We start from the raw sequence: 13,579 nt of genomic DNA, 5'->3' as shown, positions 1-13,579 counted from the left end.
AACATCTCAACGCCTGAGTGACCGGTAACGGCCTTGCGCTGTCAGCAGGCATAGACCGCAGCTACATCAGCGAGATTGAACTGGCAAAGTCCTCGGTATCCCCCGACATTTCGGAGCGCTTGACGCGTGCTTTGAATGTAGATCCTCAGACCCTATTGGCCCCACGAGGAAACCGTGAACGAAAATAAGACAACTCGCTTATGGGTCGTTGGGGTGAGCCCCGATAGGCGGCTACACGCGCCGTCGTGGCGCAGCAGAGCCGTTTTCTCCTGCGCACCTACGATTGAAATGCGGAAGTTGTCTTCCTCGTCCAAGCCAAGCGGAGCACTGGCAAGGTTGCTCAGCATATCCGCAATGTGCGCCTCACATAAGGGCTCTCCCTCGAGGGGCAACCTCGGAGACCCCACCAGAGACGAACTGCAATGCTCCCACGCAATCGCGCCCGATCTTCTCCAGCATGTGCCATGCGTCCGTGCGGCCTGCGCGCACCTGAGCGGCAACGCGCCCACGTATCGCCTGATTGTCCGGCAGCAGGTTTTCCAGAAAGGCAATGACAGGGCCGCCTTGGTGCGCCTCGGCACTCAAGAGTTTTTTTGAGATGCGCCCGAAGCTCTTCGGCATCCCAGGGCTTCCTGGCAGGGCACAGAGTCGATGACTCCGTTTCGCAAGAGCAGCCGGCAGAATTGCCGGCCCTGGTCTCGCGCCAGCCGTGGCTTATGCAACCGGGTACCCAAATCAAACCGCGTATTGCCGCCCACGAGGTTGACACCTCGGCACGCTTGCAGGTGCTGCCCGGCGCGGCATGGTCGGGGATGGTTTGCAGGACGTGAGCGTTGCTATTGCGCAGCCCGCTCCCCGCGATATGCAAGCCGTCTACCCTAGCCGGCGCCTTCTGCCTGCCCGGGTGCGCAGGCTGATCGACTTTATGCGGTCAGCTAACAGCTGCGGCCTTAGAAGGATCGTCTGCCAGCGCCTTCAGCAACCGGGCTTGCTTGATTTTCGGATCAAGTTCCGGATCGGTCAGATGCACCAGCATCTCTGGCACGCTGGCATCGATCTGCTCTTCAGTTGCAAGGGCCATGCCATGCGCCACGAAAGGCCGCAGATAGGTCATGCCGGTCAGGTGTGCAGTCTGCTGGAACGGGCGCAGCAATTCATCAACGGTGAAGTTGTTATAACCGCCTGCGTGATAGCTGTCCGCCGGGCCGCCAGTTGAGACAGTGATCAGCAATTCGCGGCCCTTCAGCTTGTCACCGCCCGGGCCATAGGCGAAGCCATAAGACAACACCTGATCCATCCAGGCTTTCAGCACCGGCGGGGAAGAGTACCAGTAGAACGGAAACTGAAACACGATGCGTTCATGTTCCAAAAGCATTGCTTGCTCAGCGTCGGTGTCGAACTGCATGTCAGGACCGCCGACGGCAGTAAGGTCGCGGGCGGTGACAGCCTCGGCTTCGGTCAAGGCATTGAACCAGGCTCGGTTGATGCGGGATCTTTTCAGATCCGGATGAGCGGTCAAAACAAGGATCTTCATGAGTTTGCCTCTTCAAGCAAGCGGGCAGAGTAATGGGTGATGAGCGGGCGGCCATTAGGCCGGGCTTCAAAACGCCAATCCTCGCGGACATGGGCTTCGATGGTGCGGCCGCGGAGTGTGAGCGCGCGGAAGGTCACGTTGAAAGACGCTGTGCTGCCGCCCGCAGTAATACCGGTGACATGGTGCTCCGTCGGGCGTTGAAATGTGTCCATAACCCCTGCGCACCAGGCGCGAACGCGGGCACGGCCTTCTAGGTTCGGATCCGCGTCCGGCATGTCCCAATCCACGTTCGGATGCAAGTCGGCCAGGAAGGCCTCAACGGGTTCAAGCCGGTCGAAACGTCCGAACCAGTCAGCGATGAAACTGTGCATATCCATTCTTCTCACCACTCAATCGGTTTGCGGTCGCGGAAAAAGCCGCCGGTGGGGCCTGCGGCGTCCAGGGACGCCAGCCAGATGGCCGTGTCTGCGCCTTCTTCCGGTGAGCGGCTGGCGCCCATCCCGCCCATGCGGGTCCGGACCCAGCCAGGGCACATGGCGTTCACTTTGACGGTGTCTGGCAGGGTGCGGGCTGTTGCGACGGTCAGCGCATTCAGAGCCGCCTTGGCAACGCCGTAAGCAGCCGGGCCGTTGACGCCGTCCGAGAACGCCCCCCAGCCTGAAGAGACATTGACCACCCGGCCGTAGCCCTGCGCAACCATATGCGGGGTCAGATGGTGCATCAAAAGATAGGGGCCATGCACCATGACGGCTATCGACTGGGCAAACCCCTGCGGATCATCCAGCAGGCTGCCCGATCCAAGGATGCCGGCATTGTTAACCAGCACATCCACCGGCCCGGCCTGCTCCGCGGCGCGGGCAATGCTGGCCGGATCGGCCACATCCAGTTCCACCGCTGCGGCCCCGATCTGTTTCGCCGCTTTCTCACCCGCGGCACGGTTGCGGGATCCGATCAGGACCTCGTAGCCCTGCCTCGCCAGACCTTTGGCAATCGCCAGCCCGATACCCCGGTTGGCACCAGTCACAAGCGCGCGTTTCATGCCCCTCTCCTTACTTCAGCCTGGCCTGCGCAAGAGCCGGAAGTTCGGTGTTGCCTGTCAGGAACTTGAAGCGGAAGGTGTTGGAGGACAGTTTCCAGCCGTTGCCCTGGACCAGTTTCAGAACGTAGTCGCCGTAGACAGTCCAAGTGTCGCCGCCCTCGGCACCTGCGATCTGATGCGTTGCAATGACAGAGGTACGCACAGTTGCGTTGCCGCCGGTCACCTCGATCTCAAGCGGCCCCAGATGATGATGTGTTGCGTCGAAGCCCGGCAGAAAGGCCTTCCACCCCTCAAGGATGTCTGCAGGGGGCAGATCCGCACCGGGGCTGGCGCCGAAGCTGGAGTAATCGAGATGGAAGGGATTGGTCATCAGCGCCTGGGTGCCATCCCAATCCCGTGCGTCCACCGCGGCAAAGAAACTGTAGACCGCGTTTGTGATCCCTTGGGTTTCAGCGGTGCTTGCTGCGGCGCTTGCTTCTTTCGGATCGTAGTGCGCGCGGAAGAAGGCATTGGCGGCATCCTGATCCGCGCTGAGGTTGGTGGCCTCGGCAATCTTGCCCTCCTCGATCCGGTAGACCAGTGCCCATGTCGTATCCACATTGGGCTTGCCCTCGGCGTTGGACCAGCCCCGGTGAATGTCGACTACATGCGTTTCATCCGCGCCAAAGTAGATCGGGTCGGCCTTGAAACCCGCCGTGCCCAGCTGCACGAAAAAGTCCATTACTTCCTCGCGGCCCTGTTTGGTGCCGGACAGCGGATGGCGGCCGGGAATATGCCAGCGGACGTTTGCGTCCATGACGGCGGCAATCCCGTCCAGGTCGTTTGCGCCGTAGGCCGCAAAGAAGTCCTGCACAACCTGGATGTTCTCTTCAGGGGTTCCGGCCATGGCTGCGTCTCCGGCGATGAGAACCGCAGTAAGTGCGGCGGCTTTGGTCAGGGTTTTCATCGGCTGCCCTTTCATGCGTTCAGGAAGTCAGCCACGGCATCCGCCGCCGCTGTGACCGCGTCCTTGCGGTCGTAGAAATCGAACTGGGTCACGTCCTCGCCCAGCCAGAGCTTTTCCAGCGGCGCCTTGGTGCGGGCCTCATAGGCGGCGGCACCGGCAGGCAGGGCGATGGAGGGTGAGCCGACCATCAGCATCGGCTTGGTCAAACGGTCCGCTGAAGCCTGCGCATCATAGGTCAGCCAGGGTTTCCAGGACGCCGCCGAGAATTTGTTGTCATAGGCCGGGATCAAGCCCCGGTCTTCTTCGGTGTAGTAAGGGGCCTGATACATGACTGCGTTTTCGTCGGTGGCGCTGGCTGCCAGCAGAACGGTTTCTGCGGCATTCCCGGCTTCGCTGGCGGCGATCAGATTTGCGGCCATCTCCGCTCCACCGTAGATGCCCTCGGCCATTTCCGGGTCGTGCAGCCATGGGGCAACCAGAGCGGCCTTCTGCAGGTGATCGTCATCCGCCACAGCCGCGGCCATGTAGCCCGACGAGGCACAGATCCCCAGGCCCGAGATGCGGCCTGCATCGACGTCTTGCAGCGTTGCCAGGAAGGCAGCAGCGGCATGGATGTCGGCGGTCTTTGCGGCGGGGTCTTCAACGTAGCGCGGTGTTCCGCCGCTCTCGCCCCAGCCGGTGAAATCAAACGCTAGGGCCGCAAAACCCCGGGCGGCCAGCTCGCGGGCATAGGTGCCGGGCATCTGCTCTTTGACGGTGGTCCAGGCACCGGTCACGATGGCGGCGGGCAGCGGCCCTTTGGCGGTCTCGGGGGTGTATAGCGTGCCCTTCAGAGTGTGGCCGTTGCTGTCAAAGGAAACCGTGCGCTCGGCCACGCCTTTGCGCGACGGGGTGTTTTGCAGATTGATAATGGTCATGGGGTGGTCTCTTCCGGATCGGTGTTGCCGTGATGACGCCAACTTAATCCCCGTAGCATCATGCGATAATTCCCCACCCCTTCACTTCTTTAGTGTATCAAATCTACCAATCGCACTGAAGGAGTCCCAATGCGCCTGCCTCTTGCCACGCTGGAAGTGTTCACCGCCATTGCCCGCCACGGCAGCCTGCGCGCGGCTGCCGATGCGCTGAACCTCAAACCCTCGACCGTGAGCCATCAGCTGAAAACGCTGGAGGAACAACTGGGCCTAGCGCTGTTTATCCGCACCACCCGGTCTGTCAGCCTGACCGAGGCAGGCCGGGCGCTGATCCGCGGGGCGGGGCCAGCCTTTGACCAGCTGACGGATGCGGTGGAAAGTGCCCGCACGACAGGGCACGCAGCGCGCGGGGCACTCAAGCTGGCGATGGCGGATCATGTCTATGATCTATATGTCAGCCCTGCCCTGCCCTCCTTTTGCGCCGCCTACCCCGAAATCGAGCTGGAGTTTTGCATCAGCGACGCACTGACCGATCTTGTTGAAGAAGGATTGCACGCGGGGTTCCGGATCGGCGACCGGATCGCGCAGGACATGGTGGCGGTCCGCCTGACCCCGCCTATGGCGCTGGCGGTTGTGGGCAGCCCGGATTACTTGGCCCGTCAAGGTGAGCCGGACACCCCGCGCGATCTTCTGCATCACAATTGCATCCGCTACCGCTTTCATTCCTCCGGGCGCATAGCGCCGTGGGAATTCCAAGGGAAGGAAGGCGTCTATTCAGTTGATGTGCGAGGCAACCTGATCAACAACACTTTGCCGGCGTCCATTGATCTGGCGCGCCAAGGGCTAGGGCTGGCTTACACGTTCCGGGATTATGTCGCGCAGGATATTGCGTCGCGAAAATTGATGCCGGTGCTGGAGACCCATCTGGCAGGAACCCCCGGCATCTATATCTATTTCCCCCGGGAATACCGCTCCATGATGCCGCTCAGGCTGTTCATGGAACATCTCAGAGAACACGTTGTTCAAAACTGACGCTGGCTTGCCGACTGCCGTTTCTCAGTGATTGGCCCCTTCCTGGATGCGGCGCCAAAGAAGAGTTTCCGCATTTCCAAGGTCAAACCCCTTTCGTCTCCTGTCCTGCCAGTTCGCCGCCCAGCAAACCCGTGCGCCGGGCCCTTTTGTCGCACGGGGCCTCAGTGGCAGGCCCCAACTGTTCAACCACTCTCTGCGGTCCGTGATCGTCACAGTGACCATCAAGCGGATGACGCAGCCGGCCATTGACCAGATTGCAAAGGTGACCGCCCTGAGGGACGGCCTAGGGCGAGCTGGTCTGGTCCTTAGGTCCGGACTGCCGAAAGGTCCGCCGCCCGGATCGCATGAACCGGCAGATGGATGGTGAAACCCCGGCGGACAAAATCCGGGCCCAGGATGGTAACTTGTGTGGCTGGTCCCGGACAGTCAGGATCGCCGCAGTCGATTTCGACAACGGTAATCAAGGCAAGCTGCCCGGCACCAGCCATTTCACGGACCAGGCGTTTTATGCGCTGGATATGCCATAGTGTGGCTGCCTTCCCTTTGATTTGGGCGGTAAAACTCACAGCTGCGTTGGATTCGGCGCATCGCCGTAAACGGCTGCTGGATCAAAGCTCTTGCGGTCTTCCTTGAAAACCAGCGGGGCGCCCGCATCGGTGCCAGCGGGCACCGCACGGTAGAAGCAGGAGCGATAGCCCACATGGCAGGAGGCCCCTGAGCCTGCGACCGCCACACGCAGCCAAATCGCATCCTGGTCGTCATCGATCCGCGCTTCCACAACCCGTTGAACCAGCCCGGATGTTGCGCCTTTATGCCAAAGCGTTTGACGTGCGCGGCTGAAGTAATGCGCCTCGCCGGATTCCAGCGTCAGCCGCAGGGCCTCAGCCGTCATCCAGCCCAGCATCAGAACCTCGCCGCTGTCCGCGTCCGTGGTGATGCAGGGCATGAGCCCGTCGGGGCCGAACTTGGGCGCCAGCACGCAGCCTTCTTCGACTTCCTCGACCGATTGGCGGGGGGCGAAACGAATTTTGTCCACTTGGATACCTTGCTGTTTGATATGTTATTTCATAACAATCATGGTCAAACCTGCTTCGCAACCCGAAAGAGCGGCACGACATGCAAAGCCAGATCCCAATCACCCTGCTCACCGGCTTTTTGGGCGCGGGGAAAACCACGCTATTGAACCATCTGCTGCACGATCCCGCCGCAGGCCGTATAGCGGTAGTTGTCAATGAGTTCGGTGATGCAGGCCTGGATCATGATTTGATCGAGGAAACCGCTGAAGATGTGGTTCTGATGGCAGCCGGCTGCATCTGCTGTTCCATCCGCGGAGATTTGTCGAGGACGCTGATGTCCCTGCTGAACCGCCGCACCCAAGGGGAACTGGCGTTTGACCGCGTGGTGATCGAAACAACCGGGCTGGCGGATCCAGGACCCGTCCACCACACTTTGCTGATCGACAAGGAATTAGCCGCCAGCTTTGCACTGGATGGTATCGTCACAGCCGTCGATTCCGTTCTGGGCGAGAACACGTTGAACCAGCACGCCGAGGCGCAAGCGCAGGTTGCCATGGCCGACCGGATTGTTTTGACCAAGCGGGATCTGGCCAACCGGGCTGCCAAGCGGGCGCTGGCCCGGCTGCTTGACCGGCTGAACCCGGGCGCACAACGGATCGAGGCCGACCATGGAGCCGTCCCTTCCGGGACATTGTTCAGCTTAAGCGCCATGCGCAAGGAAACATCCCGCAGCCATGCCCTCGACTGGCTTGCCGGGTCTGCTGCAGCTGCACCGGCAGACCCCTTGGCAGGGCTATCCGGGTTTGACCTGCCGCAGGCGGATCCGATGCTGGAAATTAGTGCCCCTTCGCATCATGCCACGGACAGCAGGATCGTGACGGAATCGGTGACAATCGACACACCGGTCCCGGCCCGGGTATTTGATTTCTGGCTGGATACGCTCATCGCATTGCGTGGCGCGGACATCCTGCGGCTGAAAGGCATTGTCCATATCGAAGATGTGCCAACACCCTTTGTCTTTCACGGTGTCCAGCACATTTTCGAACCTCCAGTGCCTCTGAAGGACTGGCCGGCAGGCGATCATACCAGCCGTGTCGTCGTGATCGCCCGGGATTTTCCGCAGGAGGATCTCAGGCAAAGCCTGGCCATGCTGCGCATGCGTCCAAAGGAAGGGGACGAGACCCAGGGGATAACCGTTCACACCCTGAGCGCCGAGGCTTTGTGACCCTGCGCTTGTTTTCCACCAATGTTTCGCGCCGCTGAAGCGCTGCAACCCATGGGGCGGGCCGGGACAGACTCCGGCTCCGCCCGCACGACCCAGGAAGCAATCACTATGATCCATGTCCACTTGCCTGACGGGGCCGCCCGCGCGCTGACTGCCGGCGCGACCGCTGCCGACCTGGCCGCCGCAATCAGCCCCAGTCTGGCCAAGCGCACCGTGGCGGCCTCGGTCGACGGGCATATGACCGACCTGTCAGCCCCTCTCCCCGATGGTGCCGCGGTAGAGCTGGTGACCCGCGATGATCCCCGTGCGCTGGAATTGATCCGCCATGACCTGGCTCATGTGCTGGCCGAGGCCGTGCAAACGCTCTGGCCCGGAACCCGGACCGCTATCGGCCCCGCAATCGAACATGGTTTCTACTATGACTTCGAGCGCGAGACGCCCTTCACGCCCGAAGACCTTCCGGTCATCGAAGCCAAAATGCGCGAGATCATCGCAAGCCGCACCCCCTTCGTGTGCGAGACCTGGACCCGCAGCCAGGCGCGCGCGCATTTCGAAGCCGCAGGCGAGAGCTACAAGCTGGCCCTGCTGGATGCGATCCCCGAGGGCGAACCGGTAACGATCTACCGGCAGGGTGATTGGCTGGACCTCTGCCGCGGCCCGCATATGCGTCACACGGGCGACGCCGGCGCAGCCTTCAAACTGACACGGGTTGCCGGCGCCTATTGGCGCGGCGATGCCAGCAACCCGATGCTCAGCCGGATCTATGGCGTGGCCTTCGCCTCCAAGGCTGATCTGGACGCACATCTGACCATGATGGCCGAGGCGGAGAAACGCGACCACCGGCGGCTGGGCCGCGAGATGGACCTGTTCCATTTCGAAGAAGTCGCGCCGGGCTCCATCTTCTGGCACCCGAAGGGCTGGCGCCTGTTTCAGACCCTGATCGGATACATGCGCGACCGGCAGGAGGCGGCGGGTTATGTTGAGGTGAACTCGCCGGACATCATGGACCGAGCACTGTGGGAGACCTCAGGCCATTGGCAGAACTACCGCGCCAACATGTTCCTGGCGCAAACCGAGGACGACCGGGACTATGCGCTGAAGCCGATGAACTGCCCCGGCCACATGCTGATCTACGGGCAAGGCACCAAAAGCTACCGCGATCTGCCGCTGAAATTGGCCGAATTCGGCAAGGTGCATCGTTATGAACCGTCCGGCGCGCTGCACGGGCTATTGCGCGTGCGCAGCTTCACCCAGGATGACGCCCACATCTACTGCACGCCTGAGCAGCTGACAGAGGAATGCCTTAAGGTCAACGACCTGGTTCTGTCGATCTACCGCGACTTCGGCTTTGAGGATGTCCGTATCAAGCTGTCCACCCGGCCGGAAAACCGTATCGGCAGCGAAGAAAGCTGGGACCGGGCTGAAGATGCCCTGCGAGAGGCGCTGGACGCCTCAGGGCATGAATACACGCTGTTCGAGGGCGAAGGCGCGTTTTACGGGCCCAAGCTGGAATATGTCCTGCGCGACGCCATCGGGCGGGACTGGCAATGCGGCACGCTGCAGGTGGATTTCAACCTGCCTGAACGCTTCGGGTCTTCCTATGTGGCGGCCTCGGGCGAAAAGCTCCCGCCGGTCATGCTGCACCGGGCGCTGTTCGGGTCTCTGGAACGCTTCACCGGCATCCTGATCGAACATCACGCGGGCCATCTGCCGCTGTGGCTGGCGCCGGTTCAGGTGGTCGCCGCAACCATCATCGGCGCCGCAGATAACTGGGCCAAGGAAGTGGCCCAGGCCATGCGCGCCGCCGGATTGCGGGTGGAGACGGACCTGCGCAACGAGAAAATCGGCTACAAAGTTCGGGAACACGCGCTGAAGAAAATCCCCGTCCAGATCGCGCTTGGCATGCGCGAAGCAGAGGAGCGGACGGTCACCATCCGCCGCCACGGCGAGGCCAAGACGCAGACGCTGCCCTTGTCCGAAGCCATCACACTCCTGACGCTGGATGCTCAGCCGCCGGCGGCGGCCCAAGCGGAGACCAGTCAGTCATGAACAAGCACATCAGAGGCAAACCAATGCACTCCGCTGTCCCGCGTTTCCCGCCGGTATTCCGAAAGGGGTTAATAGCATGAACGTTGTTGATTTTCCCGCCCGAGGCGAAGCCTGCTCTGTGCTGCAGGCACGCGATGCCTCGGCCTTGCCGGGCATCAAACAGCCGGGTGTTGCGGCCGCAATCTGGCAGCGCGATCCAGCGCCTGAGTTTGCCAACTGGATTTCAGGACTGCCACCGGAGAAATTGCCAAAGCTGCGCAGCCTTGTTGGTGTCGATGCGCTGGAAGGGTGCATTCAGGCGGCCTGCAGCCTGGCTGGAACACCCGCCGGACCGGAGCGGGACATGCTGGCAGGCGACATCGCCGCGCTTGGATTCCTTATGAGCGAGATCATGGAGACGCCGCTGCTGCATGTGCGTCTGGAAGTTGTCACCACAAACGCCTGCCGCAGGTTCCACGTCGACAATATGACGGCGCGCTTGCTGTGCACCTACCTGGGCGCGGGAACCCAGCTTGCCCAGCCCGGAGCCGAGGCCGCGCCCCTTTCGGTTTCCTCGGGCAGCGCGGTTCTGCTGCGCGGCCGCCGCTGGCCTGGCAAAGAGCAGACCGCCTTGCTGCACCGCTCGCCGCCTATCGAAGGCACGGGCGAAACCCGTTTTCTAGCCGTGATTGACCCGGCCATGGATCATGAACCCCAGGAAACCCTCCACTAACCGCAGAAATTCGGCACGCCAGGCCTCAGCCCGGCGCCATCCCCGCGGTTTTGAACCGCGCCCGGTAATCGCGGGGCGACAACGAGAAGCGGCGGCGGAACACCTTGCGCATCTGCTCGTCCGAGCTGAACCCCGACCGGAATGCAACAGTCTTCATCGGCAGATCCGTGTCTAAAAGCAAGGTCTTGGCCCGGTCGCAGCGCAGCCCTTCAAGGTAGGCCATCGGCGTTACCCCGCATTCGGCGGCAAAGGCGCGCGTGAAGCTGCGCACGCTCATATTGGCTTGCGCGGCCATGGCATCCAGCGTCATCGGCTGATCAGACCGCATGCTCAGCCAGGTCCGGATATCGCGCATGCCGGCGGAACCGCTCATCTGCCCGGTCAGCATTGTGCTGAACTGCGACTGCCCGCCGGGCCGCTTGAGATACATCACCATGTCGCGGGCCACCCGCAGCGCAATATCGCGGCCAAAGTCCTGCTCCACAAAGGCCAGTGCCAGATCTATCGCTGCGGTCACCCCGGCTGAGGTCCACAGCGGGCCGTCCTGCACAAAGATCGCATCGGCATCGACATCAACCACTGGGAACAGCTTCTGCAAACGCGCCGCGTAGTTCCAATGCGTGGCCGCCTTCCGGCCATCCAGCAGACCGGCAGCGGCAAGGATGAAACTGCCAGTGCAAAGGGCTGCAAAGCGCTCCGCCTCAAAACCCCGCCGCCTGCACCATCCAACGAGCTCCGCTTCCCGCGTCAGCACCGTCTCGATATCCTGGGCGCCCACGATGAACACCGTGCCGAGCGGCGCCTCCCTGGGCAGGCCCGCGCCAGCCTCCAGCGACATCAGCGTGTCGGAACACACAGGGCCGGGTTCGGGCGCCATGATCGTCACGTCGTATCCGCCGTTCAGCCTGGAGAGATCCAGGTGCCGACCGGCATAGCTCAGCACCGTAAGCACGCCGATAGCCTCAAGCGCCTTGAAACCCGGGTAAATCACCAGCGCCACAGATCGTTTGTGCTCCGGCCTAGGGCAAGCAGTCAGGTTCATGCGTCTGTCCTCTTGGGCTTTGTTAACGTGCCGAATGGCCAGATTTACCCGGTCGGCAGCCTTTGGCGTTAGTTCGTTACGATATAACATTGCAAATCAGAAAACTGAAGAAGGAGCACTGCCATGAAGACCCGTGCAGCCATTGCCTGGGAACCCAACCGCCCGTTGGAGATTGAAGAAATCGATTTGGAAGGCCCCAAGGAAGGTGAAGTTCTGGTCCGCATCGTGACCACCAGCCTGTGCCACACCGACATGTTCACCTTGTCGGGCCGTGACCCCGAAGGCCTGTTCCCCGCTGTCCTGGGCCACGAAGGTGTCGGCATCGTCGAGGAGGTCGGCCGCGGCGTGACTTCGGTGGTGCCCGGCGACCATGTGATCCCGCTCTACACGCCCGAAGACCCCAACTGCCCGTTCATCAAATCCGGCAAAACCAACCTCTGCCAGACAATCCGCAAGACCCAGGGCCAGGGGCTGATGCCCGACGGAACCTCGCGGTTCTCCTACAAGGGAAAGATGATCCATCACTACATGGGCACCTCGACCTTCAGCGAATACACGGTCCTGCCCGAGATTGCGGTTGCCAAAATCTCAAAGGACGCGCCGCTGGCCAAGGCAAGCGTCATGGGCTGTGCCGTCCCTACCGGCATCGGTGCCGTGCGCAACACTGCTAAGGTCGAGCCGGGCTCGACCGTCGCGATCTTTGGCCTTGGCGCAGTTGGCATGGCGGCGATCCAGGGAGCGAAAATGGTCGGCGCGAGCCGCATTATCGGCATCGACACCAACCCCAACAAGTTCCCGCTGGCCCAGAACCTGGGCGCAACCGAATGCATCAATCCCGCCGACTTCCCGCAGCCGATCCAGGATGTCATTGTCGAAATGACCAACGGCGGCGTCGACTACTCCTTTGAATGCATCGGCAACGTTAACGTGATGCGCGCGGCGCTGGAGTGCTGCCACAAGGGCTGGGGCGAATGCACGGTGATCGGCGTGGCCGGCGCAGGCGAAGAAATCGCCACACGCCCCTTCCAGCTGGTCACCGGCCGTGTCTGGCGCGGCTCCGCGTTCGGCGGCGTGCTGGGCCGCAGCGAACTGCCGGGCATGGTGGATGAATGGCTGCGCGGCGATTTCGATGTCGACCCCTATATCACCCACAACATGACTCACGATCAGATCAACACCGCCTTTGACTTGCTGCACGCGGGCAAATCGATCCGTTCGGTTATTCACTTCCAGCCGAATGACACGATGCGGGTGAATGACTTGCCGGGTGTCATCGTTCCAGCCTGATCAATTGTGGTCCGCAGCTGCCAGCTGCGGACCAAGCAAATAAGCGTTTTTTAAGTGCATGCAATTTCTGCAAGGATGGACATCATCATCCCTCGTCACGCGCATCCAGCCTGGGAAAAGGCTTCAATACGTAGGTATGGCAGCAATGCGGGAGTTTCTGAGCGGCAAAACTTGGCCGGACAGCTGTCTCCATTGGGGCGCAAGAGAATTGGCTTTACTCGGTCAAGTCCTGTGAAAGAGTTCTCCTTCGCCATCCCCTTCAGCTAAGCTGAACGGCTGCCTGCCTGCAATCATCTTGCAACCGGGTTTGATATGCCGTCACAAGCCTGAAGGCGGGCAACCTATCTAGGTGCCGGTTGGCAATTCACCGGCATAATGGATAGCGCTCATGCATCCATAGCCCGTGGCCAGACACAGGACACTAGGCCAATAGCCGCGGCCCCTAAGCGGCCATTCCGCTTCCGGCAAGCTCCTCAACAGCGGCTGCGTCCGGGGGTGCTGCAGATGACGTCCAGCTTGCCTCCTCCCCGGACATTTCATACGCAAAGGCCCTGCCGGCCGATGCCCCGGATCTGCCTTTCCGACGGCCCCGCCCTTTTTTGACAGCCAAACTGGCCGCTTTGCCTTCAGGCAGGTTGCACCAATCATAAACGTCTCATTTTCCCATAGCTGGCGGCCTGCCCTGCCATCAATGCGGGGATTGCCCTGGCGCCAGTGGAAGCAGGGCTCAAGGCGCGCTATTTACGTGTCGCCTGACCTGTAAGATTGGACACGTAAGAGACT

15 protein-coding genes are annotated in these 13,579 nt (G+C 61.6%); 7 read left to right on the top strand and 8 right to left on the bottom strand.

The window, feature by feature from the left end; translation table 11 throughout:
• Nucleotides 1-17: 17 nt before the first annotated feature.
• Nucleotides 18-188, top strand: a complete 171-nt coding sequence (locus RA19_RS27800; RefSeq protein WP_082020662.1) for a helix-turn-helix domain-containing protein — start codon at nt 18-20, stop codon at nt 186-188.
• A 175-nt stretch (nt 189-363) separates the two neighbouring features.
• Here the strand turns inward: RA19_RS27800 and RA19_RS23715 are convergent, their stop codons facing one another.
• The 6 genes from RA19_RS23715 to RA19_RS23685 form a co-directional block, all read right to left on the bottom strand.
• Nucleotides 364-621 (bottom strand): HipA N-terminal domain-containing protein, encoded by a 258-nt coding sequence (locus RA19_RS23715; protein WP_039167712.1) that lies wholly within the window; start codon nt 619-621, stop codon nt 364-366.
• A 310-nt stretch (nt 622-931) separates the two neighbouring features.
• On the bottom strand, nt 932-1,534 hold the full coding sequence (locus tag RA19_RS23710; RefSeq protein WP_039167710.1) for an NAD(P)H-dependent oxidoreductase: 603 nt from the start codon (nt 1,532-1,534) through the stop codon (nt 932-934).
• The gene (locus RA19_RS23705; RefSeq protein ID WP_039167708.1) at nt 1,531-1,911 is read right to left on the bottom strand and encodes a nuclear transport factor 2 family protein; all 381 of its coding nucleotides are present in this window, start codon (nt 1,909-1,911) and stop codon (nt 1,531-1,533) included. Before RA19_RS23705 ends, RA19_RS23710 begins: the two co-directional genes overlap by 4 nt.
• A 5-nt stretch (nt 1,912-1,916) precedes the next feature.
• Nucleotides 1,917-2,573: an SDR family NAD(P)-dependent oxidoreductase gene (locus RA19_RS23700; RefSeq protein ID WP_039167705.1), complete on the bottom strand. Its 657-nt coding sequence runs from the start codon at nt 2,571-2,573 to the stop codon at nt 1,917-1,919.
• Between the two features lie 10 nt (nt 2,574-2,583).
• Nucleotides 2,584-3,519 (bottom strand): nuclear transport factor 2 family protein, encoded by a 936-nt coding sequence (locus RA19_RS27545; protein WP_241479136.1) that lies wholly within the window; start codon nt 3,517-3,519, stop codon nt 2,584-2,586.
• Between the two features lie 11 nt (nt 3,520-3,530).
• The gene (locus RA19_RS23685) at nt 3,531-4,436 is read right to left on the bottom strand and encodes an alpha/beta hydrolase (protein WP_152615860.1); all 906 of its coding nucleotides are present in this window, start codon (nt 4,434-4,436) and stop codon (nt 3,531-3,533) included.
• A 129-nt stretch (nt 4,437-4,565) separates the two neighbouring features.
• On the opposite strand from RA19_RS23685, the gene RA19_RS23680 reads away from it, so the two are divergent.
• Both RA19_RS23680 and RA19_RS23675 read left to right on the top strand, forming a co-directional pair.
• Nucleotides 4,566-5,465, top strand: coding sequence for a LysR family transcriptional regulator (locus RA19_RS23680; RefSeq protein WP_039167702.1), 900 nt, complete (start codon nt 4,566-4,568; stop codon nt 5,463-5,465).
• A 344-nt stretch (nt 5,466-5,809) separates the two neighbouring features.
• The gene (locus RA19_RS23675; RefSeq protein ID WP_039167698.1) at nt 5,810-5,992 is read left to right on the top strand and encodes a hypothetical protein; all 183 of its coding nucleotides are present in this window, start codon (nt 5,810-5,812) and stop codon (nt 5,990-5,992) included.
• Between the two features lie 35 nt (nt 5,993-6,027).
• Here the strand turns inward: RA19_RS23675 and hisI are convergent, their stop codons facing one another.
• Nucleotides 6,028-6,501: a phosphoribosyl-AMP cyclohydrolase gene (gene hisI, locus RA19_RS23670; RefSeq protein ID WP_052262023.1), complete on the bottom strand. Its 474-nt coding sequence runs from the start codon at nt 6,499-6,501 to the stop codon at nt 6,028-6,030.
• Between the two features lie 80 nt (nt 6,502-6,581).
• Here hisI and RA19_RS23665 point away from each other — a divergent pair, with 80 nt between their 5' ends.
• The 3 genes from RA19_RS23665 (at nt 6,582) to RA19_RS23655 (ending at nt 10,467) form a co-directional block, all read left to right on the top strand.
• On the top strand, nt 6,582-7,706 hold the full coding sequence (locus RA19_RS23665; RefSeq protein WP_052262022.1) for a CobW family GTP-binding protein: 1,125 nt from the start codon (nt 6,582-6,584) through the stop codon (nt 7,704-7,706).
• 108 nt (nt 7,707-7,814) lie between these two features.
• The gene (thrS, locus tag RA19_RS23660) at nt 7,815-9,755 is read left to right on the top strand and encodes a threonine--tRNA ligase (RefSeq protein ID WP_039167692.1); all 1,941 of its coding nucleotides are present in this window, start codon (nt 7,815-7,817) and stop codon (nt 9,753-9,755) included.
• A 76-nt stretch (nt 9,756-9,831) separates the two neighbouring features.
• Complete coding sequence (locus RA19_RS23655; RefSeq protein WP_039167690.1) at nt 9,832-10,467, top strand: DUF1826 domain-containing protein; 636 nt, start codon at nt 9,832-9,834, stop codon at nt 10,465-10,467.
• Nucleotides 10,468-10,492: 25 nt separating this feature from the next.
• On the opposite strand, the gene RA19_RS23650 is transcribed toward RA19_RS23655, so the two are convergent.
• On the bottom strand, nt 10,493-11,509 hold the full coding sequence (locus RA19_RS23650) for a GlxA family transcriptional regulator (protein WP_052262021.1): 1,017 nt from the start codon (nt 11,507-11,509) through the stop codon (nt 10,493-10,495).
• Nucleotides 11,510-11,632: 123 nt separating this feature from the next.
• Here RA19_RS23650 and RA19_RS23645 point away from each other — a divergent pair, with 123 nt between their 5' ends.
• Nucleotides 11,633-12,796, top strand: a complete 1,164-nt coding sequence (locus RA19_RS23645) for an S-(hydroxymethyl)glutathione dehydrogenase/class III alcohol dehydrogenase (protein WP_039167687.1) — start codon at nt 11,633-11,635, stop codon at nt 12,794-12,796.
• Nucleotides 12,797-13,579: the final 783 nt, after the last annotated feature.

This window comes from Leisingera sp. ANG-M1, from assembly GCF_000813745.1.
In the GTDB taxonomy this organism is placed as follows: domain Bacteria; phylum Pseudomonadota; class Alphaproteobacteria; order Rhodobacterales; family Rhodobacteraceae; genus Leisingera.
The sequence above is the reverse complement of the archived record's forward strand: the minus strand, read 5'-3'. Positions and strand labels throughout refer to the sequence as shown.

Coding starts and splice junctions, on each gene's coding strand:
- RA19_RS23715 (WP_039167712.1), bottom strand. CDS start 621: ATGCCGAAGAGCTTCGGGCGCATCTCAAAAAAACTCTTGAGTGCCGAG.
- RA19_RS23710 (WP_039167710.1), bottom strand. CDS start 1,534: ATGAAGATCCTTGTTTTGACCGCTCATCCGGATCTGAAAAGATCCCGC.
- RA19_RS23705 (WP_039167708.1), bottom strand. CDS start 1,911: ATGGATATGCACAGTTTCATCGCTGACTGGTTCGGACGTTTCGACCGG.
- RA19_RS23700 (WP_039167705.1), bottom strand. CDS start 2,573: ATGAAACGCGCGCTTGTGACTGGTGCCAACCGGGGTATCGGGCTGGCG.
- RA19_RS27545 (WP_241479136.1), bottom strand. CDS start 3,519: ATGAAAACCCTGACCAAAGCCGCCGCACTTACTGCGGTTCTCATCGCC.
- RA19_RS23685 (WP_152615860.1), bottom strand. CDS start 4,436: ATGACCATTATCAATCTGCAAAACACCCCGTCGCGCAAAGGCGTGGCC.
- RA19_RS23680 (WP_039167702.1), top strand. CDS start 4,566: ATGCGCCTGCCTCTTGCCACGCTGGAAGTGTTCACCGCCATTGCCCGC.
- RA19_RS23675 (WP_039167698.1), top strand. CDS start 5,810: ATGAACCGGCAGATGGATGGTGAAACCCCGGCGGACAAAATCCGGGCC.
- RA19_RS23665 (WP_052262022.1), top strand. CDS start 6,582: ATGCAAAGCCAGATCCCAATCACCCTGCTCACCGGCTTTTTGGGCGCG.
- thrS (WP_039167692.1), top strand. CDS start 7,815: ATGATCCATGTCCACTTGCCTGACGGGGCCGCCCGCGCGCTGACTGCC.
- RA19_RS23655 (WP_039167690.1), top strand. CDS start 9,832: ATGAACGTTGTTGATTTTCCCGCCCGAGGCGAAGCCTGCTCTGTGCTG.
- RA19_RS23650 (WP_052262021.1), bottom strand. CDS start 11,509: ATGAACCTGACTGCTTGCCCTAGGCCGGAGCACAAACGATCTGTGGCG.
- RA19_RS23645 (WP_039167687.1), top strand. CDS start 11,633: ATGAAGACCCGTGCAGCCATTGCCTGGGAACCCAACCGCCCGTTGGAG.